General features: G+C 72.4%; 20 protein-coding genes, 1 tRNA gene and 1 pseudogene. 13 read left to right on the top strand and 9 right to left on the bottom strand.

Features of this window, described 5'->3' with window-relative positions; all coding sequences use genetic code 11:
* Positions 1 to 62: 62 nt before the first annotated feature.
* The 5 genes from AC1VWI_RS24740 (at position 63) to AC1VWI_RS24720 (ending at position 3,962) form a co-directional block, all read left to right on the top strand.
* On the top strand, positions 63 to 611 hold the full coding sequence (locus tag AC1VWI_RS24740) for a GNAT family N-acetyltransferase (protein ID WP_499513209.1): 549 nt from the start codon (positions 63 to 65) through the stop codon (positions 609 to 611).
* A complete protein-coding gene (locus AC1VWI_RS24735; RefSeq protein ID WP_499513208.1) occupies positions 608 to 1,102 on the top strand; it encodes a hypothetical protein in 495 nt (164 codons plus the stop codon). Before AC1VWI_RS24740 ends, AC1VWI_RS24735 begins: the two co-directional genes overlap by 4 nt.
* Before the next feature lie 55 nt (positions 1,103 to 1,157).
* A complete protein-coding gene (locus AC1VWI_RS24730; RefSeq protein ID WP_499513207.1) occupies positions 1,158 to 1,559 on the top strand; it encodes an SHOCT domain-containing protein in 402 nt (133 codons plus the stop codon).
* 82 nt (positions 1,560 to 1,641) lie between these two features.
* Entirely contained in the window at positions 1,642 to 2,616 is a 975-nt protein-coding gene (locus tag AC1VWI_RS24725; RefSeq protein WP_499513206.1) for a zinc-binding dehydrogenase, read from the top strand.
* Between the two features lie 131 nt (positions 2,617 to 2,747).
* Entirely contained in the window at positions 2,748 to 3,962 is a 1,215-nt protein-coding gene (locus tag AC1VWI_RS24720) for a GDSL-type esterase/lipase family protein (RefSeq protein WP_499513205.1), read from the top strand.
* Here AC1VWI_RS24720 and AC1VWI_RS24715 read toward each other — a convergent pair.
* Together AC1VWI_RS24715 and AC1VWI_RS24710 are read right to left on the bottom strand one after the other, a co-directional pair.
* The gene (locus tag AC1VWI_RS24715; RefSeq protein WP_499513204.1) at positions 3,949 to 5,292 is read right to left on the bottom strand and encodes an FAD-binding oxidoreductase; all 1,344 of its coding nucleotides are present in this window, start codon (positions 5,290 to 5,292) and stop codon (positions 3,949 to 3,951) included. The genes AC1VWI_RS24720 and AC1VWI_RS24715 overlap by 14 nt on opposite strands.
* Positions 5,289 to 6,176, bottom strand: a complete 888-nt coding sequence (locus AC1VWI_RS24710; RefSeq protein ID WP_499513203.1) for an LLM class flavin-dependent oxidoreductase — start codon at positions 6,174 to 6,176, stop codon at positions 5,289 to 5,291. Before AC1VWI_RS24710 ends, AC1VWI_RS24715 begins: the two co-directional genes overlap by 4 nt.
* Before the next feature lie 64 nt (positions 6,177 to 6,240).
* Here AC1VWI_RS24710 and AC1VWI_RS24705 point away from each other — a divergent pair, with 64 nt between their 5' ends.
* From AC1VWI_RS24705 to AC1VWI_RS24690, 4 genes are all read left to right on the top strand, one after another.
* Positions 6,241 to 6,609 (top strand): winged helix-turn-helix transcriptional regulator, encoded by a 369-nt coding sequence (locus tag AC1VWI_RS24705; RefSeq protein WP_499513202.1) that lies wholly within the window; start codon positions 6,241 to 6,243, stop codon positions 6,607 to 6,609.
* Between the two features lie 82 nt (positions 6,610 to 6,691).
* Complete coding sequence (locus tag AC1VWI_RS24700) at positions 6,692 to 7,162, top strand: hypothetical protein (RefSeq protein ID WP_499513201.1); 471 nt, start codon at positions 6,692 to 6,694, stop codon at positions 7,160 to 7,162.
* Between the two features lie 245 nt (positions 7,163 to 7,407).
* A complete protein-coding gene (locus tag AC1VWI_RS24695) occupies positions 7,408 to 9,453 on the top strand; it encodes a glycosyl hydrolase family 28-related protein (RefSeq protein ID WP_499513200.1) in 2,046 nt (681 codons plus the stop codon).
* Between the two features lie 265 nt (positions 9,454 to 9,718).
* Positions 9,719 to 13,171, top strand: a complete 3,453-nt coding sequence (locus tag AC1VWI_RS24690; RefSeq protein ID WP_499513199.1) for a phosphodiester glycosidase family protein — start codon at positions 9,719 to 9,721, stop codon at positions 13,169 to 13,171.
* 99 nt (positions 13,172 to 13,270) lie between these two features.
* Here the strand turns inward: AC1VWI_RS24690 and AC1VWI_RS24685 are convergent, their stop codons facing one another.
* The gene (locus AC1VWI_RS24685; RefSeq protein WP_499513198.1) at positions 13,271 to 14,008 is read right to left on the bottom strand and encodes a MerR family transcriptional regulator; all 738 of its coding nucleotides are present in this window, start codon (positions 14,006 to 14,008) and stop codon (positions 13,271 to 13,273) included.
* 54 nt (positions 14,009 to 14,062) lie between these two features.
* Between AC1VWI_RS24685 and AC1VWI_RS24680 the strand changes: the two genes are divergently transcribed.
* The gene (locus tag AC1VWI_RS24680; RefSeq protein ID WP_499513197.1) at positions 14,063 to 14,329 is read left to right on the top strand and encodes a hypothetical protein; all 267 of its coding nucleotides are present in this window, start codon (positions 14,063 to 14,065) and stop codon (positions 14,327 to 14,329) included.
* Between the two features lie 49 nt (positions 14,330 to 14,378).
* On the opposite strand, the gene AC1VWI_RS24675 is transcribed toward AC1VWI_RS24680, so the two are convergent.
* The 3 genes from AC1VWI_RS24675 to AC1VWI_RS24665 form a co-directional block, all read right to left on the bottom strand.
* The gene (locus AC1VWI_RS24675; protein ID WP_499513196.1) at positions 14,379 to 15,074 is read right to left on the bottom strand and encodes a hypothetical protein; all 696 of its coding nucleotides are present in this window, start codon (positions 15,072 to 15,074) and stop codon (positions 14,379 to 14,381) included.
* 101 nt (positions 15,075 to 15,175) lie between these two features.
* Positions 15,176 to 16,378, bottom strand: a complete 1,203-nt coding sequence (locus AC1VWI_RS24670) for a WD40 repeat domain-containing protein (RefSeq protein WP_499513195.1) — start codon at positions 16,376 to 16,378, stop codon at positions 15,176 to 15,178.
* A complete protein-coding gene (locus tag AC1VWI_RS24665) occupies positions 16,375 to 16,941 on the bottom strand; it encodes a SigE family RNA polymerase sigma factor (RefSeq protein WP_499513194.1) in 567 nt (188 codons plus the stop codon). The genes AC1VWI_RS24670 and AC1VWI_RS24665 overlap by 4 nt, the downstream gene beginning before the upstream one ends.
* 218 nt (positions 16,942 to 17,159) lie before the next feature.
* Between AC1VWI_RS24665 and AC1VWI_RS24660 the strand changes: the two genes are divergently transcribed.
* On the top strand, positions 17,160 to 17,582 hold the full coding sequence (locus AC1VWI_RS24660) for a hypothetical protein (RefSeq protein ID WP_499513193.1): 423 nt from the start codon (positions 17,160 to 17,162) through the stop codon (positions 17,580 to 17,582).
* A 178-nt stretch (positions 17,583 to 17,760) separates the two neighbouring features.
* Here the strand turns inward: AC1VWI_RS24660 and AC1VWI_RS24655 are convergent, their stop codons facing one another.
* The 3 genes and pseudogenes from AC1VWI_RS24655 to AC1VWI_RS24645 form a co-directional block, all read right to left on the bottom strand.
* Positions 17,761 to 18,111: a hypothetical protein gene (locus tag AC1VWI_RS24655; protein ID WP_499517073.1), complete on the bottom strand. Its 351-nt coding sequence runs from the start codon at positions 18,109 to 18,111 to the stop codon at positions 17,761 to 17,763.
* 79 nt (positions 18,112 to 18,190) lie between these two features.
* Positions 18,191 to 18,724, bottom strand: a pseudogene (locus AC1VWI_RS24650) (acyltransferase family protein); the annotation flags it as partial.
* An 874-nt stretch (positions 18,725 to 19,598) separates the two neighbouring features.
* Positions 19,599 to 19,674 (bottom strand) — tRNA-Thr (locus tag AC1VWI_RS24645).
* Positions 19,675 to 19,896: 222 nt separating this feature from the next.
* Between AC1VWI_RS24645 and AC1VWI_RS24640 the strand changes: the two genes are divergently transcribed.
* Positions 19,897 to 21,015: an ABC transporter ATP-binding protein gene (locus tag AC1VWI_RS24640; protein ID WP_499513192.1), complete on the top strand. Its 1,119-nt coding sequence runs from the start codon at positions 19,897 to 19,899 to the stop codon at positions 21,013 to 21,015.
* 253 nt (positions 21,016 to 21,268) lie between these two features.
* Complete coding sequence (locus AC1VWI_RS24635; RefSeq protein WP_499513191.1) at positions 21,269 to 21,682, top strand: hypothetical protein; 414 nt, start codon at positions 21,269 to 21,271, stop codon at positions 21,680 to 21,682.
* The last annotated feature ends 12 nt before the right edge of the window (positions 21,683 to 21,694 follow it).

The following is a 21,694-nucleotide window of genomic DNA, read 5'->3' as shown; positions in this document are numbered from 1 at the left end:
GGGTCCCACGAGCCTCACTTAATGCGGCGCCCGGTGCCCCGCACGCGACTAGCGTGCGGGGCATGCTGGTGCTCGAACCCCTCGTACCGGTGGACGGCTCCCTCCCGCCCGGCGTCCTCGCCGGGCTGACGGAGCTGTACGCCTCCAACCCCGCCTTCCACCGCGCCACCGGTGACTTCCCCGACCCCGGGTCCGTCACGGCGGAGCAGGTCGCGGGCAGTGTCAACGCCGAACTGGCCCACCCGGCCACGGAAGTGCTGCTCGCCCACGACGACGATGACGGGAGCCTGGCAGGCCTCGCCGTCACCCTCGCCGAGCACCCGGATCCTCTCGACCCCTACCCCTGGATCGGCCTGCTGATGGTGCACGGCGGCCGGCACCGCTCGGGGCTGGGACGCGAACTCGCCGGGCTGGTCGAGGAACGGCTGCGCGCGCGGGGACGGGACGGCGTGCGCCTTGCGGTGCTCGACGGCAACCCCGGCGCGCTGGCGTTCTGGCGGACGCTCGGCTACCGGGTGATCGACCACCGCGAGGACCGGCAGATGGGCCGCCCGTGCTCCGTCCTCCACAAGGACCTGCCGCCGGGGCCGCCGCGTACCATCGGCGGGTGATCGACCTCGGCTACTCGCTCTCCCGCCGCTTCCCCGACCCCCCGCAGACCGACTACCGCACCGCCGACGCACGGGCGCTGCGCCACGACCTGTTCTGCGGGGACGTCTACCTGGCGGACGTGACGGCCGACCGCGAACTGTCCACAGCCTGGGGATGGGTGCCGGTCCTTGACTTCGCGTGGGCGCTGTGCGACATCGTCGAGCAGCTGGACCGCGACCCGCTCGGCAGCCGTGCGGCCCGCCCCCAGTACGCCGAGCTGGACTTCACCGAGTCCACCGACCGGCTCCGTTTCCAGCGCCGCTTCGGCTTCGTCGACGTCGGCGCCGACTGGGCGCCGGACGACCGGCCGCTCTCCTTCCCCCACGCCGAGCTGCGCCGCGAGGCCCGCGACTTCCTGCACGACCTGGTCGCCGACCTGACGGACATGCACGACGGCCTGGACGCCAACCCCGTGATCTGGGACCTGGCGGCGCGTTTCCCCCGCCTGTAGCCCGAACGGCGCAATCCCAGGTGCGGGACCCGTTCGGCCGCCGTCCACTTGGGGCATGGACGACTACCCTCTGCTGAACCTCTTCTGGACGATGCTCCTGATCTTCTGCTGGGTGCTGTGGTTCTTCCTGCTCTTCAGGATCATCGGTGACCTCTTCCGCGACCACACGGTCGGCGGCTGGGCCAAGGCCGGCTGGATCATCCTGCTGATCTTCCTGCCCTTCATCGGCGTGCTGATCTACGTCATCGCCCGGGGCAAGGGCATGGCCGAGCGGGACCAGAAGCAGGCGAAGGAAATGGACGCGGCCTTCAAGCAGTACGTGCGGCAGGCCGCCGCGGGCGAGGGCGGGACGGCGGGCGGCAACGTCGACCAGCTGTCCAAGCTCGCCGAGCTCAAGAACCAGGGCCACATCACCGACGAGGAGTACACCAAGGCGAAGGCGAAGCTCCTCGCTTGACCTCAACCGCGGTTGAGGTCGGACAGTGGGCGGTGCGGATCATCCGACCGCCCACTGTCGTCGTGTCCAGGGGGAAAGCACCGTGCACGCCATCCGTCTCCACGCGTTCGGCCCGGCCGGGAACCTGAGCTACGAGAGGACCGCGGACCCGGAGCCCGGCCCCGGCGAGGTGCGCATCGCCGTCGCCGCTGCCGGCGTCCACGTGATCGACACCGCCATCCGCTCCGGCGACCCCAAGGGCCCCTACCCGCTGCCCGAACTGCCCACGGTCCCGGGCCGCGAGGTGGCCGGCACCGTGGAGGCCGCCGGGGAGGGCGTCGGCCCCGAGTGGCTCGGCCGGCGCGTCGTGGCCCATCTGGGCATGGCGCCGGGCGGCTACGCCGAACTCGCCGTCACCGCCGTCGAGAAGCTCCACGTGCTGCCCGACGGCAAGGACGCCGCCGAGGCCGTCGCCATGATCGGCACCGGCCGCACGGCCCTGGGCATCCTGCGCCAGACACCGCTCGGCCCCGCCGGCACGGTCCTGGTCACCGCGGCGGCGGGCGGGCTGGGCAGCCTGCTGGTACAGGCCGCGCGCACCGCTGGGGCCGTCGTCCTCGGGCTCGCGGGCGGGCCGGCCAAGACCGCGCGCGTGCTGGAGCTGGGCGCGGACGCCGCCGTCGACTACTCCGCCGAGGGCTGGACTGGCGCGGCCCGGGCCGCCCTCGGCGGCCGGCCGGGCACGGTCGTGCTCGACGCGGTCGGCGGCGACCTCGGCCGCGGGGCGGTGGACCTGCTGGGCCCGGGCGGACGGCACGTGGTCTACGGCTGGGCGTCCGGCGGCCCGCTGGAGTTCGCGCCCGGCGAACTGGCCGCGCGCGGCATCACCTCCCAGGTCGTCCTCGGTCCGGCGATGCTGCGCTCCGGCCTGCGGACGCTGGAGGAGGAGGCCCTCGCCGAGTGGGCGGCCGGGGGGCTCACCCCCGCCGTGCAGCGCTTCCCGCTCGCCGAGGCCGCCGCGGCGCACACGGCCCTGGAAGGCCGCGGCACGATGGGCAAGGTCGTCCTGGTTCCGTAGGGGCCGCCGGGGACCGGGATCCGCTCGCGCCCCCCTGCACGTCCCGCGCCCATCGGCGCGGGCACGGCACCGGATGCCGGATCCGATGGCGCGGCCGTGTGCCGACGGCCGGTCCCGGGCAGGGAGAAAACGTGACAACAGCGACGCACGCCCTGCACGCGGTCCCGCTGACCGGGGGCCCGGTGGAGATCCGCGGCGCGCTCGACCTGGAACGGACGAGGGCCGGGCTGCTGCCGCGGCGTCTCCCGGCGTGGACGCGGGCGCAGTACCCGGACGTCCTGATGGACGAGATGACCGCCCTGCCCTCCGGCGTACGGCTGGCGTTCCGGACCGCCGCCCGGGTGGTCGAGCTGGAACTGCTGACCTCGGTCTGGCAGCTGGCGGGGACCTCGGAGCCGCTGCCCGCCGGGGTCGTCGACCTGGTCGTCGACGGCAGGCGCGCCGGCAGCGCCCCCGCGCCGCCCGGGGACGTCCTCCACAAGCCGGACCTGTTCGCCGAGCCCTCCCGGCGCGAGCCGGGGGCGCCGGGGCGGGTCCGGTTCGACGACCTGCCCCGGGGCGAGAAGGACGTCGAGCTGTGGCTGCCGCAGCAGACCCGCACCGAGCTGGTCGGGCTGTGGGCGGACGCCGAGGTGCTGCCGCCGCGCCCGACCGGCCGGCGGCGCTGGATCCACCACGGCAGCTCCATCAGCCACTGCGCCGCGGCGGAGTCCCCGACCGCCACCTGGCCGGCGCTCGCCGCGGCCCTGGCCGGGGCCGAGCTGCTCAACCTGGGGCTCGGCGGCAACGCGATGCTCGACCCGTACGTCGCCCGGACCATCCGGGACCTGCCGGCCGACCTGATCAGCCTCAAGCTGGGCATCAACATCGTGAACCGGGACGCCTTCCGGCTGCGCTCCTTCGGCCCGGCGGTGCACGGCTTCCTCGACACCGTCCGCGACGGGCACCCGGACACCCCGCTGCTGGTCGTGTCGCCCATCAGCTGCCCGGTCGTGGAGACCACCCCCGGCCCGACCGCGCCCGACCTGTCGGCCCCCGTCCCGCGGGTGGTGGCCATGGGTTCTGCCGCGGACGTCCCCGGCGGCGCGCTCACGCTCACCGTCATCCGGGCCGAGCTGGCCCGGATCGTGGCCGCCCGGGCCGCCTCCGGCGACCGCAACCTGCACTACCTGGACGGTCGCCGGCTCTTCGGGCCCGGCGACGTCGCCGACCTGCCCGACGACCTGCACCCCAACGCCGCGGGCTACCGGCGGATGGGCCGGCGCTTCGCGGCGCTGGCCTTCGGGCCGGGCGGGCCCTTCGCGGAGCGCCGCAGGTCCGGCCCGGGCCCGGTCAGCCGGGGGTGAGCGGGCGCAGGACGCCGTCCGGGTCGTGGCGCCGCCACAGCTCGCGCACCCGCGCGCCGGTGGCGCCCGGGTAGGCCCGGTCGAAGACGCCGGGGCCGGTGCCGCTCTCGAAGTTCACGTAACTGCCGGTGCCGAGCTCACGGACCGGCGTCCACAGGCGGTGCAGGTCGTCCGGCCCGTGCGGCGGGAAGAGGTTGCCCTGCGCCAGGACCTGCTGGGTGCGGTGGGCGTAGGCGGTGGCGTCGGCCGGTACGTCGTTGATCGCGCCCCCGAGCGAGCGCAGCTGGACGAAGGCCGGCCGGCGCCGGTCGCCCGCGGTCGCCATGACGGCGCGTGCGGCGTCCCGGGTCATCGCGGGCAGCAGCGAGTTGGTGCTCACCACGGGCTGCTGACCGGTGTTGGCGTGCTGGTGGGCGGCGGAGACCAGCGCGGTGTACGGGGCCAGCTGGGCGGTGGCCTGGAGCGGGCGGTAGCGCCCCGCCACCAGGGGGCCGAGTGCCTCACGGACGCGGTCGGGGTCGTCGTCGGCCACGGCGACGGTGACGGAGAGCGCCAGGGCCGGGCCGTTGGACAGCAGGTGGGCGGCGGAGGTGAGCGTGCGCGGCGCGGCGGCCGTCGCGGCCGCCCACTGCGCGAGGGCGCCGCCCGCGCGGTCGGCCTCGAAGACCAGCTGGGCCACGCCGATGTCCCCCAGGTCCATCGCCTCGATCTCGAAGGCGGTCACGATCCCCACGCCCGCGCCCGCCCCGCGCACCGCCCAGAACAGGTCCGGGTGGTGTGTGGCGTCGGCGCGCAGCGCGGTCCCGTCGGCCAGGACGAGCTCGACGGCGCGGACCCGGTCGACGGTCAGCCCGTACGTACGGGCGAGCCAGCCGATGCCGCCCGCGGTGGCCAGGCCACCGGCCGCCACGTTGCCGTGGTCGCCCGAGCTGACGGCCAGCCCGTGCGCCGCGAGCGTGGACGCCACCCGGCCCCAGCGGGCGCCCGCACCGACCCGCACCAGACGGGCCGCCCGGTCCAGGACCCGGACCTCGTCGAGCCCGGAGAGGTCGATGACGACCCCGCCGTCGTTGGACGACCGGCCGGACAGCCCGTGGCCGCCGGAGCGCACGGCGACGGGCAGTCCCTGCGTACGGGCCGCGGCGAGGGCGGCGGCGATGTCGCCGGGCCCGCGGACGAGGACCACGGCGGCGGGGCGGGCGACGGTGGTGTAGGTGGAGCGCAGCAGCGGGTAGCGGGGGTCGCCGGGGAGCACGGTCCGCTCCGCCAGGGCGGCGGGCACCGCGAAGGCGGCGGCCGGGGCAGGGCCGAGGCCGGGGCCGGGCGTCACCGGGCCACCCGCTCGCGGACGGCCGGCACGACCTCGCCGGCGAAGACCTCCAGTTGCTGCCGGTGCGCGGTGACGGGCCAGAAGACGAAGGTGTCGAAGCGCAGCACGGTCGCCCACTCGGCGAGGGTGTCGGCCCACCGGCCGACGTCCCCGTTGAGGCCGGGGGCACCGGAGCCGCCGATGACACCGATCACGTTGTAGATGCGGCGGACGCGCGCGGGATCGCGCCCGGCGGCGCGGGCCGCCTCGTCGACGACGCGCTGGCGCTCGGGCACCTCCTGCGGCGGCACGTAGATGTTCAGCGGCGAGATCCAGCCGTCCGCCGCCCGGCCCGCGACCGCCAGCATCCGCGGCCGCTGCCCGCCGAGCCACAGCTCGACCCGGCGCGGCGGCACCGGGCCGGCCTGGTAGCCGGGCACCGTGAGCACGTCGCCGCGGTGCCGCACGGGCCCGCCGTCCAGCGCGGCCCGCATGATCCGCAGCGACTCCTCCGTGTACGCCACGACCTCGCGGGGCGGCATCGGCGCCGCCCCCATCGAGCCGATCGCCTCCGGTATGCCGCCGCCGCCCACGCCGAGCTGGAAGCGGCCGCCGGACGCCGCGGACAGGCTCGCGGCGGTCTTGGCCAGCATGACCGGGGGCCGCAGCCGCAGGTCCGCGACGTCGGTGAAGACGGAGATGCGCGAGGTGCGGGCCGCGACCAGGGCGGACAGCGTGAGCGCGTCGAGGTGCCCGGGCTGGTACGGGTGGTCCTGCAGGGCGAGCAGGTCCAGCCCCGCGGCGTCCGCGGCGGCCGCCAGCTCCAGCGTCTCCGGCAGACGGCCGGCGTCCGGGTCGAGGCTCAGCCCGAAGCGGAGCCGCTGTGCACGGTCGGTGGTGTCCATGGCTTCAGCGTCGGGGGGCCGGGACCTTCGGCAAAAGCGAGGGTTAGCCGCTAATCTTGGGTAAGTGACTTCCCGCGAGACCACCGAGCCCGACATCGACGCCGAGGCCTGCACCGCCTTCCAGGCCGTCCTCGAAGAGGTCGGCCGCCGCTGGACCGGCGCCGTCCTGCTGGCCGCCGCCCGCGGCGCCCGGCGCTTCACCGACTACCGCCGCATGGTGCCGGGCATCTCCGACCGGCTGCTCTCACAACGCCTCAAGGAGATGGAGCACCTCGGCCTCATCGGCCGCGAGGTCATCCCGAGCACCCCCGTGCAGATCCTCTACCACCCCTCCGCCCGGGGCACCGAACTCCTCGCCGCCCTCGAACCCCTCATCGCCTACGGGCTGCGCCACGCGCCCGGACCGCCCCCCGCGGCCGCCCCGGCGGGCTGACCCTCCCGCCGGGGTGGACAGCGGCGCCGCGCTCGGCCAGGCTGCGTCGGCGATCATGCGCCGACAAGGGGTGGGGAGTTCGATGGAGCACGTCCGTTTCCGGCTGACCTGGTACCAGAGGGTGATGCCGATGGTGCCCGCCGCCGTCCTCGTCACGGCCCTCGCGATCGCCGAACCGCTGTTCTTCCCCGTCTCTACCAGCGCCGGTTTCACGTTCCCGACTGGTGTGTGGCTCGCGCTGCCGGCGGGTCTGCTCGGTTCCGCGCGGTTCGGCGTCACACTCACCCCGTCGGCCGCGGTGGTGCACAACCTGCGGCGTAGGACGGTCCGCTGGGCGGACGTCCAGGGCATCTGGGTCGAGTCGAACATGGGCGTACGGCGGGTGGTGATCTGCGAGGCGGACGGCCGCCTCACCCGCCTGCGGGCGCCCATCACCGGTTTCATGAGCCAGGACGCCGCCTTCGAGGAGAAGTTCCGGACCATCGGCGAGTGGTGGCTGCACCACCGCGGACCGGAGTGGGTCCCTCTGCCCCGGCCCTGGCCGGGCCGGTGAGCCGCCCGCACCAGCCCCTGACCGCGCGCGGCCCGGGGGCGCTTCACGTTGTCCGCTTTCGCAACGAGTGACGCAAGCAGCGCAAAAAACAAGCAGACAAACGCACTTGACCATCATCAGGCCGAAAACATCACGCATGAGCCTTGTGGAGCGGCCTGACGGGTCCTTACTGTCGCCTCACCTCACGACGTCCGCTCCGCCTCGAACGTCCCGGGCGGTCGCGCCTTACGAGAGAAGAGCTGGGGATGACACGGAGCAGCAGGAGTGCCTGGCGAAGAGCCGTGGCGGTGGTCGCGGTGGCGGCCGGCCTCGGCGTCGGCATCGGCCCGGTCGGCGCCACGGCCCAGGCCGGTACCGCGACGGCGAAGGACGCGGCCCGGCCGGTCGTGACGCGGGCGGCACTGGATCCGGCGCTGGTCAAGGGCCGTGGCGCGGACCTCGGGTTCATGGAGCAGGAGGCCGAGAACGCCGTCACGGACGGCGAGGTCATCGGCCCGGACCGGACCGCCTACACGCTCCCCGCGGAGGCGTCCGGGCGCAAGGCGGTGACCCTGCGGCGCGGCCAGTACGTGGAGTTCACGCTGCCGAGCGCCGCCAACGCGATCACCGTGCGGTACAGCGTCCCGGACGCGCACGGCGGGGGCGGCATCACCGCGCCGCTCGACGTGACGGTCAATGGCCGCGCCCGCACGACGATGACCCTGACCTCGCAGTACGCCTGGCTCTACAACCAGTACCCGTTCTCCAACGACCCGCAGGCCGGGCTGCTCCACGACGACTGGTGGATCACCGAGTGCGGCTGCGTGCCCAACGCGACCACCCCGGCGCCGGTGATCTCCAAGCCCTTCCGGCCGAACCACTTCTACGACGAGCAGCGCCTCCTGCTGGGCCGGACGTACAAGGCGGGCGACAGGATCCGGCTCACCGTCCCGGCACGCTCCGGGGCCGTCCCGACGACCGTCGACCTCCTCGACTCCCACCTGGTCGCCCCGCCCCGCGTCGCGCTCCTCGCGGCGAACGTCCTCGCCTTCGGAGCCGACCCGACAGGCCGACGGGACTCCGCCAAGGCCCTGGACAAGGCGATCGCCTTCGCCCGCCGCGCCCACCTGAAGGTCTACATCCCGCCGGGCACCTACCAGGTCAACCGGCACATCGTCGTGGACGACGTGACGATCGAGGGCGCCGGCAGCTGGTACACGGTCATCAAGGGCAAGGAGGTCGCGCTCGACTCCCCGGCGCCGGACAGCTCCGTGCACACCGGCGTCGGCTTCTACGGCAAGGACGCGGCGGACGGCGGCAGCCGCGACGTCCACCTGTCGGGCTTCGCGATCGAGGGCGACGTCCGCGAACGCATCGACACCGACCAGGTGAACGGCGTCGGCGGGGCGATGAGCGACTCCACCATCGAGGGCCTGTACATCCACCACACCAAGGTGGGCATGTGGTTCGACGGCCCGATGTCGAACCTGCGGATCACCGGCAACGTCATCACCGACCAGATCGCCGACGGCCTCAACTTCCACACCGGAGTGACGGATTCGGTCGTCCGCAACAACTTCGTCCGCAACTCCGGCGACGACGGGCTGGCGATGTGGTCGGAGAAGACGGGCAACGCCCGCAACACCTTCGACCACAACACCGTGCAGACGCCCGTGCTCGCCAACGGCATCGCGATCTACGGCGGCACCGACACCACGGTCTCCGGCAACCTGATCGCCGACCCCATCCGCGAGGGCAGCGCCCTCCAGGTGGGCTCCCGCTTCGGCGCCCAGCCGTTCACCGGGCACCTGTGGATCACCGACAACACCACGGTGCGGGCCGGCACGTACGAGCTGAACTGGAACATCGGCCTCGGCGCGATCTGGTTCTACGCCCTGGAGAGGAACATCGACGCCGACATCCGCGTGACCGGCGACCACTTCCTCGACAGCACCTACAACGCGATCATGCTGGTCGCCGACTGGCCGGTGAAGGACACCTACTCGATCACGAACGTGCACTTCAAGGACATCCAGGTGGACGGCACCGGCACCTCGGTCGTCAGCGCCCGGGTCGCCGGCTCGGCGTCCTTCGAGAACGTCGACGCCCGCAACGTCGGCGCGGTCGGCGTCAACAACTGCGGCTCCTTCAACTTCCCCGCCACCGGCTCCGAGTTCTCCCTGACCGACCTCGGCGGCAACGACGGCGGCGGCACCACGGGTCCCTGGCTGGGCGCGTGGGAGCTGCCCAACACCATCACCTGCGACGACCGTCCCCCGGTCGTCGCGCCCCCGGGCCCCGCCCCCTGGTGACGGGCGCCCGTACCTGACCCGAGGACCCACGGAACGCCCCGGCCGATGCTCGGCCGGGGCGTTCCGCACGTCCGCGCGGGTACGGCAGCTGCGCGGTGCGCCGGGCGGACCCCCCTTCAGCTGCGACGACTTGACCGAATCCATAACCCCGCACCCCCTGCGGGTCACCCGCCGATCCGCAACCGGAAACCTGGGCGTCGCCGAACGGGTGTCGGGTGGACGGGGGCCGGCGACCAGCCGGCACATCACCCATAAGGAACACTCCATGACACTTCGCGCGAAGAGGACCCCGGGGACCGGCGCACGCCGGACCGCCGTGGTCACCGCGCTGGCGCTGGCACTGACCGGCGCCGTGGGCGGGGCCGTGGCCACCGCCTCGGCACCGGCGGGCGAGGAGGCCCTCCAGGGCCACGCGCCCTACCGTGACTGGCTGCCGGAGACCCCGCAGAACTGGCCGCTCGTGGTGGACTACACCCGGACCCCCGCCGAGACGGTCACGCGCGGTCTGCAGCACTACAGCGAGACCTACGACACCGTCGGCGGCCGCCAGCACGTCCAGGTGCTCTCCGCCGACCTCGACGACCCGAACCTGCGGGTCGGCATGGTCCAGGCCGGTGACACCATCACCAACCCGGCCGACGAGACGCCGTCGTCGATGGCGCACCGCACCCACGCGGTGGCGGGCGTCAACGGCGACTACTTCGAGATCCACGCCAGCGGCCGTCCGCTCGGCGGCATCATGACCGACGGGCGCCTGCTGAAGAGCCCCAAGCCGGGATTCGCCTCCCAACTGGGCGTCAAGCCCGACGGCACCATGGTCATGGGCCCGGAGACCTTCTCCGGGACGATCACCGACGGCTCCGCGACCCGTGCGCTCACCTCGGTGAACACGGTGAACGACGTGACGTCCGGCGGCATCACCGAGGTCACCCCCGCCCTCGGCGAGACCCCCGGCCTGCCCAAGGCCTCCACCCTGGTGCTCGGCCACGTCACCGACGGCGGCCTCGTCGTCGACGACGTGCGGACCGGCGTCACCACCGTGCCGCGCCTCGCCGACGGCCGGCTCGGTCTGCTCGGCGCCGGCGACGGCGGGCAGTGGCTGACCGACACCCTGCACGCGGGCGACACGGTGGGCATCGCCACCCGACTCTCGCCTGACAACGATGTCACCCAGCTGATCAGCGGCGTCGACACGCTGGTGAAGGACGGCCAGGTCTACAAGGACCCGACCGGCACCCCGCCGAGCGGCGCCAACCCGGAGACCGCGGTCGGCGTCACCAAGGACGGCAAGCACGCCATCGTCATCGCCGTCGACGGCCAGGGCGGCGCCACCACCGCCTTCGGCGTGACCCGTGACCAGGCCGCCGGCTACATGGTCGCCCACGGCGCCTACGACGCCATGCTCTTCGACGGCGGCGGTTCCACCGGCATGGTCAGCCGCGCCCCCGGCGCCGACCGGGCCGAGATCGTCAACACGCCCTCCGACCAGCCCGGCAACACGGAGCGTCCGGTCGCCAACGGCATCTTCTTCTACTCCACCGCCGAGGAGGCCGGCCCGGCCGTCAAGGTCGTGGTGAACGGCGGCGAGCAGGTCACCACCGTCGCCGGCGGCACCATCCCGCTCCCGGTGCACTCCGTCGACCGGCTCGCGAACCCGGCGGCCGGCCAGGTCCACGTCCGCGTCGTGCCCGCGTCGCTGGCCTCGTACGAGGACGGCAAGCTCACCCCGCACCGCACGGGCTCGGGCCGGATCATCGCCTCGAACGGCCGCGCCTCCACCTCGGAGAAGCTCGAGGTCGTCAGCAGGCTCACGACCCTCACGGTCTCGCCCGACAAGGCCGACCTGGACAACGGCGCCACCCGGCAGCTCGCCCTGTCCGGCACCGTCAAGGACGGCGGCGCGGTGCAGATCCCCGCCGAGGCGGCCACCTGGAAGGTCACCCCGGAGAACCTGGGCACCGTCGACGCACACGGCCTGTTCACCGCGAGCACCGACGACGGCGGTCTGGCCGAGGTCAGCGCACAGGTCGCGGGCACCACCGCGACCACGTCGGTCGCCGTGGGCCGGGTCAGCAAGGTCATCGACCCGGTCACCAGCCTGGACGTGTGGCGGCTCAGCAACAACACCACCGGCAAGCCCGCCACCCTGACCGCCGACCCCGGCGTCGTCCCGCCGGGCTCCACCGAGCCGGGGTCCCTGCGGCTCGACTACTCGATGCCGGCCGGTTCCGGTGTCAAGCAGCTGGTGCTCTCGCCGAAGGTCACCCTGAAGACCGACACCGCCAACGGCCAGGTCCCCACCGCCATCGGCGTGTGGATCAAGGGTGACGGCAACGGCATCGAGCTCGCCGAGAAGTACATCGGCGTCAACGGCACCTCGACCACGCTCTACCCGACGTTCGTGACGTGGAAGGACTGGCACCTCGCGGTCGCGCAGTTGCCGGCGGGCATGCAGTTCCCGCTGACCATCAGCTTCATCGACTTCCTGGCGATCAGCCCCAGCACCGCCTACAGCGGTTCGCTCAACGTCGCGGGCCTGCAGGCCCTGTACTCGCCGCGTCCGGTCACGGCGCCCGAGTACCGCGCGATCCCGCAGAACCCGAAGTGGCTGTCCTTCGAGGAGGACTCCGCCGACTTCGCCAAGCGCGGCACCACGATCCTCACCGGTGACGACGCGCACATGCTCGCGAGCGACCCGGGTTCGGTCAGCAGCAACGTGATGGACTCCATCGCCGAACGACTGCCCACCCTGACCCCGCAGGCACGCCCGGACTCCGCCCAGTTCCTCGGCGACATGCCCGACGACGGCAAGCTGGTGGACCTGCAGTACGCGAAGTCCAAGATGGACGCCCTCGGCATCCCCGAGCGCGACATCGTCGGCAACCACGAGATCACGCAGGGCGCCGACTCCGAGAACGGCAACTTCAGCGACACCTTCGGTGAGACCCACTACGCGTACGGCCAGGGCGCCGCGCGGATGATCGTCACCGACAACTCGCACGGCAGCCTGCAGTCCTCGGACCCGTTCCAGAACCCCGAGGGCGTGCAGTACCCGTGGCTCGTCCAGCAGTTGACCGACACCACGGCCAAGGACGTGCTGGTCATCACCCACATGCCCGCGTACGACCCGCACCCGGCGGCGAACAGCCAGTTCACGGACCGCTGGGAGGCGCGGATGTACCTGAGGCTGGTGCAGCGCTACCAGCAGACGCACCCGAAGCAGCACGTGATCATGATGTACGGCCACGCGCGCGGCTTCGCCGAGCAGATCCTCGACCCCGAGGGCCGGAGCGTGACCACCGACGAGGGCGGCATCCCGCAGTTCACCTTCGCGGACCTCGGCATGCCCGCCTACGCCCCGGCCGACCAGGGTGGCATCTACCACTTCGGTCTCGTCCGGATCGGTGACGACGGCAACCTGCAGTACACGGTCGAGCCGGCGCTGGCCTCGATCGAGGTCACGGGACCCAAGGACCCGATCGCCCGCGGCGACCGCGTCACCCTGACCGCGACCGGCGACCAGATCGCCGGCGACAACATCGCACCGCTCACGATCCCGATCGCGGACCCCGCGTCCCACGTCTGGACGTCGGGCAACCCCAAGGTCGCCTCGGTGGACCCGTCCACCGGCGCCCTGACCGCCCACCGCTCCGGCACCGCGACCATCACGGTGACCAGCGGCGGCGTCACGGGCACGACCCAGGTCACCGTCCGCTGACCCGCAGGGGTGCCCGCCCGCGCGGGCGGGCACCCCTGCGCGGGGCTACGGCCACCGCCCCCATCCCGACGCGCAGGGGCTCCGGGCCATGCGAGCGGCTCACGGCGCCGCGCCCAGCCCCGCCCGGATCAGCGAGTCCAGCCGCCGCCACGCCGGGGAGGCGGCGTTGACCGTGCTCTGGATGAGGGCGGGGATGTCCGAGGCCACGTCCACCTCGGGGGGCGCGCTCGATCCGTAGCGGCTCCGGGTCGCCTCGACGATCCGCTGCGCCAGGTCGTCGATGCGGGGGTCGCCGGGATCGAGGCCGTACGCGTGGTCGTACCGCAGGAAGAGCTGCCGCAGCGCGGGCTCGGACAGCATCTCGCCCTGGTCCTGGAAGAGGGCCCCCGCCTGGTCCGGGTGAGTGGCGAAGACGAGGATCCACAGATCCCGCTGGAGGTCCACCCAACGGGGGGTGAATCCCCAGCGCCGCAGGTCCTCCAGATGCGCCCGGACCCGGGCGGGCAGCAGCGTCGGCTCCCCTGAGGCGAGCTCGCGCAGGCGCGCCCGCGTGGCCTGCAGTGCGCGGATCCGCTCGGCCAGCCGGCCGTCGATGTCGTGGAGCGCCCGGCGGAACTCCTCTTCACCGGCCGCCCTCAGTTCCTGGATGCGGGCCAGGGGGACGCCGGCTTCGGCGAGCGTCCGGATCTTGATGAGGGCGACGACGTCGTCCGCCCCGTAACGCCGGTAGCCGGAGGCGTCGCGGCCGGGCTCGGGAAGCAGCCCCTTGGCGTGGTAGACGCGGATGGTCTTGATCGACACTCCGACGTACGCCGCGAGCTGGCCGATGGTGATCACCCGGCAATCGTGGCACTTGACCCTGCCCCATGGGCAGGGTTGCACCCTGGGGCCATGGTGAACACGAACTTCGACCGCGAGACCCTGCGCGAGCTGGCGGACGCCGGGAACGAGAGCGCCCTGGACCGGCTGGCCGACCTCGCCGACGCCGCCGGGGACATCGAGGAGCTGAGCGAGCTGCTGGACGAGGGGTCCCCGCACGCGGGTTTCCTGCTGACCCGCCGCGCCGCCGCCGCGGGCGACCTGCGCGAACTGCAGCGGATCGCCGACGCGGGGTACGAGGAGGCCGGGACGGAGCTCTCGCGACTGCTGGGCGCCTAGCGAGGACGCCATCGCGCGGCCGGCGGGCGAAGGCGGCGAGGCTGCGGGTTCAGTCGTGCAGGAGGCCGAGTCGCTCGGTGGCCCGTTGCCATCCCACCGCATCCGCCTGGGCGCGGGTCCGGAGCTCCGTCACCAGGTGCCGCGGCCAGGCCCCCGCGCCTTCCGTCGCCCGGACCAACGCCAGGTCCTCCGCCTGGCGCCGCGTCTCGGCGCCCGGTCCCGGCAGCCGGGGATCGTGCTGGTCCGTGGCCATGGCGGTGACCTGGAGGCACCGGAGGGCTCCGTCCCAGGGGCCTCCGGCACAGGCCGCAGCCGCCTCGCCTATCGCCGTGAGCGCGTCCATATGCATCATCACCGCGCCCTCGGGTTCCGCCTCCTCAAGGAATTCGTCCAGGTCGGGGACCTCATCGTCGGGATCCTCGTCCGTGTCGGCGGCGAACGGCCCGTACGAGTGGAACAGCTCGGTCATCGAGAGCGTCTGGTAGTCCGTGGAGTGGCCGGCCAGCCGGTCGGCCAGGTCCCGTATCCGGGCCGCCGCAGATCCCTCCCCGCCCTGGGCGCCGGACCAGCACTCCTGCAGCAGGTCCCGCGCCACCCCGGCCGCCGCGGCACCGTGGCGACGGAAGCGCTCGTCGCCCAGGCACCCCGCCATGCGCTCGGCCGCCGCAAGGCCGACCAGGGCGGCCGCCCTTGGGCCGAGGGCGGCCAGGGCTGCTTGCCACTCGCGGAAGTCCCAGTTCTCCATGCCCACCCCTGATTCGACGCGTGCGCGCCATCTTGGCAGCACGACGCGACGTCCCGGGGGCAGGCGGCATGGCGGAAGCGAGCAGCCGACGGGCCGCCTGATCAGCGTTCGGCGAAGACCGGTGTCCAGTACGCGGCCGCACCGTCGCTCCCCGAACGCAAACCGCTCAGCGGTACGACCTCGTCGGTGCCGATCGTGACGAGCGCGAGCCGGTCGCGGCGTTCCTTCGAGCCACGGGTGTAGTCCCAGGCGATCAGCCGCTTGTTGTCGACCCAGGCAAGCAGCCGGTCCCCGCGCACCGTGGTGACCAGCTTGCCGGTGAGGGGGTCGAAGAGAGCGGAGAAGGGCTGCCCGCCTTGGTGGGGGCCCCGGAAGTAGCTGCCCGCGACGAACTTGCCGTCCGGGGACAGCCCCGACGCATTGCGCCAGACCACGTGCGCCTCGTTCGCGGGCGCGGCGACCTGCTGGCCCGCGAAGTCGTAGTACTGCCGGTAAGGAGGCGAAGTGGTGCCGGAGTAGAGCAGCTTGCCGTTACGGCTGAAGGCGAAGTCCTGGGTGCCGAGCGCGTCGACGACGGTGGTCTCGCTCCAGGACCCCTTCCCGGAGGCCACGTCCAGGACGTAGAAGCCGGTGTGGCCCTCCTGGTCGTCTCGCACCACCCAATCCTTTTCGCCGTCTCGGTCGCTGTCCCAGCGCTCCTTGTGCCGCAGCAGGTCGGGGTTCTTGCTGTACGTCGTCGCGACGATTTTGCTGCCGTCGGGCGAGAAGTCGACGTCCGCGACGCCGTGGTCGACCGGGATCCAGCGCTCGACCTCGTCGGTGAGCATGTTGAGCAGGCCGATCCGCTTGGCGGGCAGGTTCCTTTCCAGGACGGCGGCGGTCCGCATGCCGGGGGCGACGGCGACACGGGACCACTTGGTCGTCTTCACGTACGTGCCGGTCTTCCGGTCCAGGAGCCGGTAGGTGCGGACGGCGAATTCACGGCCGTCGGCCTGCTTGGCGGTGTCCCAGGTGTAGTACGCGGCCATTGCGACGTCCCCCGCCGCGATCATGTCGCGCGGCGGCGTCTGGTCCGGGTGGGCGGAGACGTTCGCGAGGCGCGCGTCGTCCTCGCCGGCGTCCAGGAGCGGGACGGCCACCGCGAAGGCGACCACGGCGGCGATGGCCGCCGCGACGGACGCCAGGGCCCGCGTCCGACGACGCCGTCGGACCGCCAGCACCCGCTCGGCGAAGCCCGGCCCCAGCGCCGGCTGTTCGGCGGCCTGTTCGCGCAGCGAGTCGCGCACCAGCTCATCGACGTTCACGGACGCACCTCCACAGGCGAGAAGTCACGGGACGACTGCTGCTCGGCGTCCGCCGGGCCGAGTGCGGCCAGTTCGGGGGCCAGGCCCCGCAACCGGGCCAGGGAGCGGTGCGTGGTGGACCGCACCGTACCGACCGAGCAGCCCAGCAGACCGGCGACCTCGGCCTCGGGCAGGTCCTCGAAGTAGCGCAGGACCAGGACGGTGCGCTGACGGGCGGTGAGCCGGGCCAGTGCGGCACGCATGACGATGCGCAGGTCGGCCGCGCCGGGCCCGTCGTCGGCACCGTGGCGCACCAGGCTCTCCAGCGGCTCGGCCACGCTCAGCTCGCGCCGCGGCCCCTTCAGCCGCCAGCGGCTCACCTGCTGCCGGTAGAGGACCTGCCGTACGTACGCCTCGGGCTCCTCGATGCGGTGCCACCGCCCCGCGGCCTTGATCAGCGCGTTCTGCAGCAGATCCTCGGCCGCGTGCCGGTCACCGCCGCTGAGCAGGACGGCGGTCTTCAGCAGCGCGGACGACCTGCTCTCCACGAACTCCCTGAAGTTTTCGTGGCCCTCGGCATCCATCGTCACCTTCTCTAGACGTTCTGGGATCTTCCTCGGCGGGCTTGCTGTCCTTGATGACGTGTGCGGTGGCCGCCCGCTATGCCTGTGTGGCCGCAAGAAATCAGCGGGTGGCCCTCACCGGGATCCGGACGCCGACGGCGGATCCGGGACCCGGACTCCGCGCTCACGGTCCTGCCGCTTCGGTGATGCTGCGTGGTTGCTGCTCCTACGCTGCGCCCATGAGGACCGTGTTCATGTTCCCCGCCCGTGATCGCGCCGACACCGTGGCCTCCCTTGACCGGCATCTGGTGGGGGTCGACGGGTCGTGGACGTTCGCCGAACGCGTCTACCTCGTGATCGATGACGAGGAAACGGGCTGCTTGTTCCGAGACTGGGAGCCTGACGAGGTGGCCCTTCTTGAGGCAGCCCTGGGGTATCGCCCGACGTGGGCGGTGCGCGCTGACGTGTCGGGACGCATCGATGGAACTGCTGAGGTGCGCCACCTTGCCACCCTGTTGTTGCGGCAAGGTGGTGTCGCGTTCGATGACTACTCCGAGCACGCCTGGACATTGGGGGAGATCGAGTCCGGGACTGCGATTGAGGGTCTCCGCTTCTTCGACTTCCGCGCTTACCACGAACGCCACCGTCAACAGACGGAGTGAGTTCGGCGAAGCGGCTTCGGGCGGGAGCAGGAGCGTCGACCCTAGACTCCGGGCCGCGCGCCGCCGCGCCGCTCTGCGCGACGGGATCGGCGGCGCGCAGACGGTCCGCTGAAGTTCCTTGTCGCACGCAGCAACGAAGACGCCGTGCCGCCGGGCCCGGCGCACATCGGCCGTCCGGCTAGCGGCCGGTCTCTCCCGGCCCGCCCCCGGAATGAACCAGCGCCCCGCCGGGAACGGGCTCCCGCGGCGCCGCCATGGTCGTCGCCTGTTCGGGGACCCCGGCCGTACGGGTCGCACGCGCCTCCGCGGTGAACAACCACGCCAGCTTGGGCTGGATCAGCGGCCTGGTCAGCCAGCGCACGGGCTTGGACGCCAGCAGTGCCGCCGCCAGCACGGCCATCACGACGAGGGCCAGTTGCTCGTGCCAGGGGCCGACCCAGTCCGTCCCGATGCTGCGGCGCATGGCCCGGATCAAAAGGGGATGGAAGAGGTAGATGTACAGGCCGCCCGATCCGAGGTAGGAGACCACCGGGATCCTCCCCCGGCACGAGCCGGATGAGACTGAGCCCGATGACCATGGCGGCCAGCAGGACCGCGGCGCGGACCGCCCAGCCCCACATCAGGTCGACCGGCAGGTCGTTCTGCGCGTAGGGGACCGCCATCCCGAGCCAGCCCCTCGCGACCTTGTCCCGGAGCCCCCAGCCCGCCCCGAAGGTGAGGACCAGCACCGCGACCGCGGCCCACCGGCTCCAGCGCGCGTCCAGGACGTCCCGGAGGAAGCCCTGCCGGATCATCCACCCCAGGATGAAGAAGGGGAAGTAGGTCACCGTCCGGGAGGCGGAGTAGTCCTGACCGAAGTCCGCGACGTAGCCCACCAGCAGCGCCATCACACAGGCCAGGAGCAACGGGTGACGCAGGATCACCACGTAGGGCAGCACCAGCCGCCAGAAGATGAGCGACAGCAGGAACCACATCGCCCAGGCCGGCTGGAGCAGCCAGATGTGCACGTCGCCGTGCATGTACCACGTCTGAAGTGTGTGCAGCAGGCTGACGGCCACGTAGGGCACCACGATGGACTCCGTCAGCCGCCGCAGTTCACGCGGGGTCACCGGCCCACCGCTGGCGAAGTATCCGGCGACCATGACGAAGACGGGCACGCGCAGGGCCCAGGTGGCCAGCCACAGCCACCGCAGGCCGTCCGTGTGCACGGTCTCGCTCGCGTGCCCCGATGACCACCAGCGTGCCGGAGAAGTAGCGGATGTTGTCCCACCACGGCATTCGGCCCACCTGGGCGCCGGCCCGCTGTCTTCGACCGGTGTACCCACTCTGCACGTCGAGTCTCCATCACGCCGTGGAACAAAACCAGGCGAGGCTAGCCGGACACACGTTCGCCCCGGAGGCTCGTGAGGTGACGGCTCGGCCAACAGTTGCCGTACCTACGCCTACCTGGCGGCCACCATCGGCCACGCGTCGCGTTCCCGGCAGGTTTTGCCAGGGAAAGCCCCCGTCGCCGCACCTCCGGGTGTATACCGGAAGTAACCGAACATAAGCCCTAAAACGGTCGCGTCGCTGCGCCTCTGAGGAGCCCGACATGCCCTACGGAGCCAGCCCCGCCGTCCGCCCTTCCTCTCGCCCCGATGCCACTCCGGCCCGCAGCTGCGAGGTGTGCCTCGGCTGGGGAACCGTGGTCACCGACCAGGGGCGGTACGAACTCTGCCCGGCCTGCCAGTGCCGGGCTTTCCAAGTGGGGCGCGCGCAGTAATGATCTGCCCCACGATGACGAGGCCCCCACCGCGGCAACTGCGGTGGGGGCCTCGTCTCCGTCCGTCGGCTCCCGGCATCACGACGGACGTCCGCGCGCACGTGACTTCCGACACACGGCGTGAGCCCATCGGCGCCATCGACCGTCTGCCCAGGCGCCGCCCCGACCGCGAGTGACCGCCCCGGTCGATGCCACCCGTGGACGTCGAACGCCCCGGACCGATCATGGTCCGGGGCGTCGTCGCTGGTCCCAACTGGAGCCGCCTGTCGGGTTCGAACCGACGACCTTCGCTTTACAAGAGCGGTGCTCTACCAGCTGAGCTAAGGCGGCACGGCACCGTCCCCGCTCCGGGGTGCCCGGGAGACGGGTGGGGCCACGAGAAGTGTACCCAGGCGGGGAGGGGGGAGGGTCCGGGAATTGGCCGCCGGGAGGGTACTGACAAAGCGGGGCGGGCCAGGTAGCGTCACGGAAGGTCCACATCCTGTGGACTAGACCTCATTCCTTTACTCGGATCGTCCGGCACGTTCCTGCCGGTGAAGGGACCACTGCACCATGGCTACTGTCACTTTTGACAAGGCGACCCGGATCTACCCCGGGACCGAGCGCCCCGCCGTCGACGCGCTGCAGATCGACATCGCGGACGGCGAGTTCCTCGTCCTCGTCGGCCCCTCGGGCTGCGGAAAGTCGACCTCGCTCCGCATGCTGGCCGGCCTGGAGGACGTCAACGCCGGCGCCATCCGGATCGGTGACCGGGACGTCACCCACCTGCCGCCCAAGGACCGGGACATCGCCATGGTGTTCCAGAACTACGCGCTCTACCCGCACATGACCGTCGCGGACAACATGGGCTTCGCCCTGAAGATCGCGGGCGTCAACAAGGCCGACATCCGCAAGCGGGTCGAGGAAGCCGCCAAGATCCTGGACCTCACCGAGTACCTGGGCCGCAAGCCCAAGGCGCTCTCCGGTGGTCAGCGCCAGCGTGTGGCGATGGGCCGCGCGATCGTCCGTGAGCCGCAGGTCTTCCTCATGGACGAGCCGCTGTCCAACCTGGACGCCAAGCTCCGTGTCCAGACCCGTACGCAGATCGCCTCGCTGCAGCGCCGCCTCGGCACCACCACGGTCTACGTCACCCACGACCAGACCGAGGCCATGACCATGGGCGACCGCGTGGCGGTCCTCAAGGACGGTCTGCTGCAGCAGGTCGACACCCCGCGCCACATGTACGACCGGCCGGCCAACCTCTTCGTCGCGGGCTTCATCGGCTCCCCGGCGATGAACCTGGTCGAGGTGCCGATCACCGACGGCGGCGTGAAGTTCGGCAACTCCGTGGTGCCCGTCGAGCGCGACGCGGTGCAGGCCGCGGCGGACAAGGGCGACCGCACGGTCACCGTCGGCGTCCGCCCGGAGCACTTCGACATCGTCGACGGCGACGGTTCGGGCCTGTCGAAGGACGAGCCGGCCGGTCTGGCCGTCACGGTGAACGTCGTCGAGGAGCTGGGCGCGGACGGTTTCGTCTACGGCTCGGCCGAGGTCGGCGGCGAGCACAAGGACCTGGTCATCCGCGTCGGCGGCCGCCAGGTGCCGGAGAAGGGCTCCGTGCTGCGCGTCGTGCCGCGCGCCGGCGAGAGCCACGTCTTCTCCACCTCCACCGGTGAGCGACTGAGCGACTGAGCCACTGAGCGACCGAGCGGGCGGGCGACCGGGCATCCGGTCCCCGACCGCCCGCGGACACACCCGGCCCGGCCCCCGCGCAAGGGGGGCCGGGCCGCGGCCGTTCCAGGGGCCGAATCACCCCCCATTTCCGGTCATACAATGGCGTTTCGACCATGTTCGTCAATGCGCCCGTAGTCGATCAAGGGGCATTCATCACTCATCAGAGTGGCTAAATGTCGCCAAATCATCACTCCTCGCTACCATCACTGCCGTGAACCAGGTAGCCCGCCGCATCGGCAAGTCACTCGCCCTCGTCCTCCCGGTCGTCCTCGTGCTCTCCGGCACCCTCGCCGTCACCCGCGTCCCGTGGGCGACTTCGGCGTCCGACGCCCAAGTCCTCACCGCCTCGCACCAGAAGGAGGCGGCGTCCCAGCGGTCGGCCCCGCAGGAGGTGCTCCGCCGCAAGCTGCTGGGCGAGCTGCAGGAGAAGAACCCCGGCATCGCCCTGACGCACCTGCAGCGCGAGATGAACGAGCGGCCTTCGCTGGCGCAGTACTGCGGTTCGATCGCCCGGTCCCTGGGCCGCGCCGCGGTCGCCAAGTACGGCTCGGTGCACCGCGCCCAGGCCTGGTCGCGGCCGGTCTGCGACACCGCCTTCGCGACGGGCGTGGCCTCGCTCGGATGACCCGGCGCGCGG

The organism is Streptomyces sp. TOM-9, from assembly GCF_056858595.1.
The sequence above is the reverse complement of the archived record's forward strand: the minus strand, read 5'-3'. Positions and strand labels throughout refer to the sequence as shown.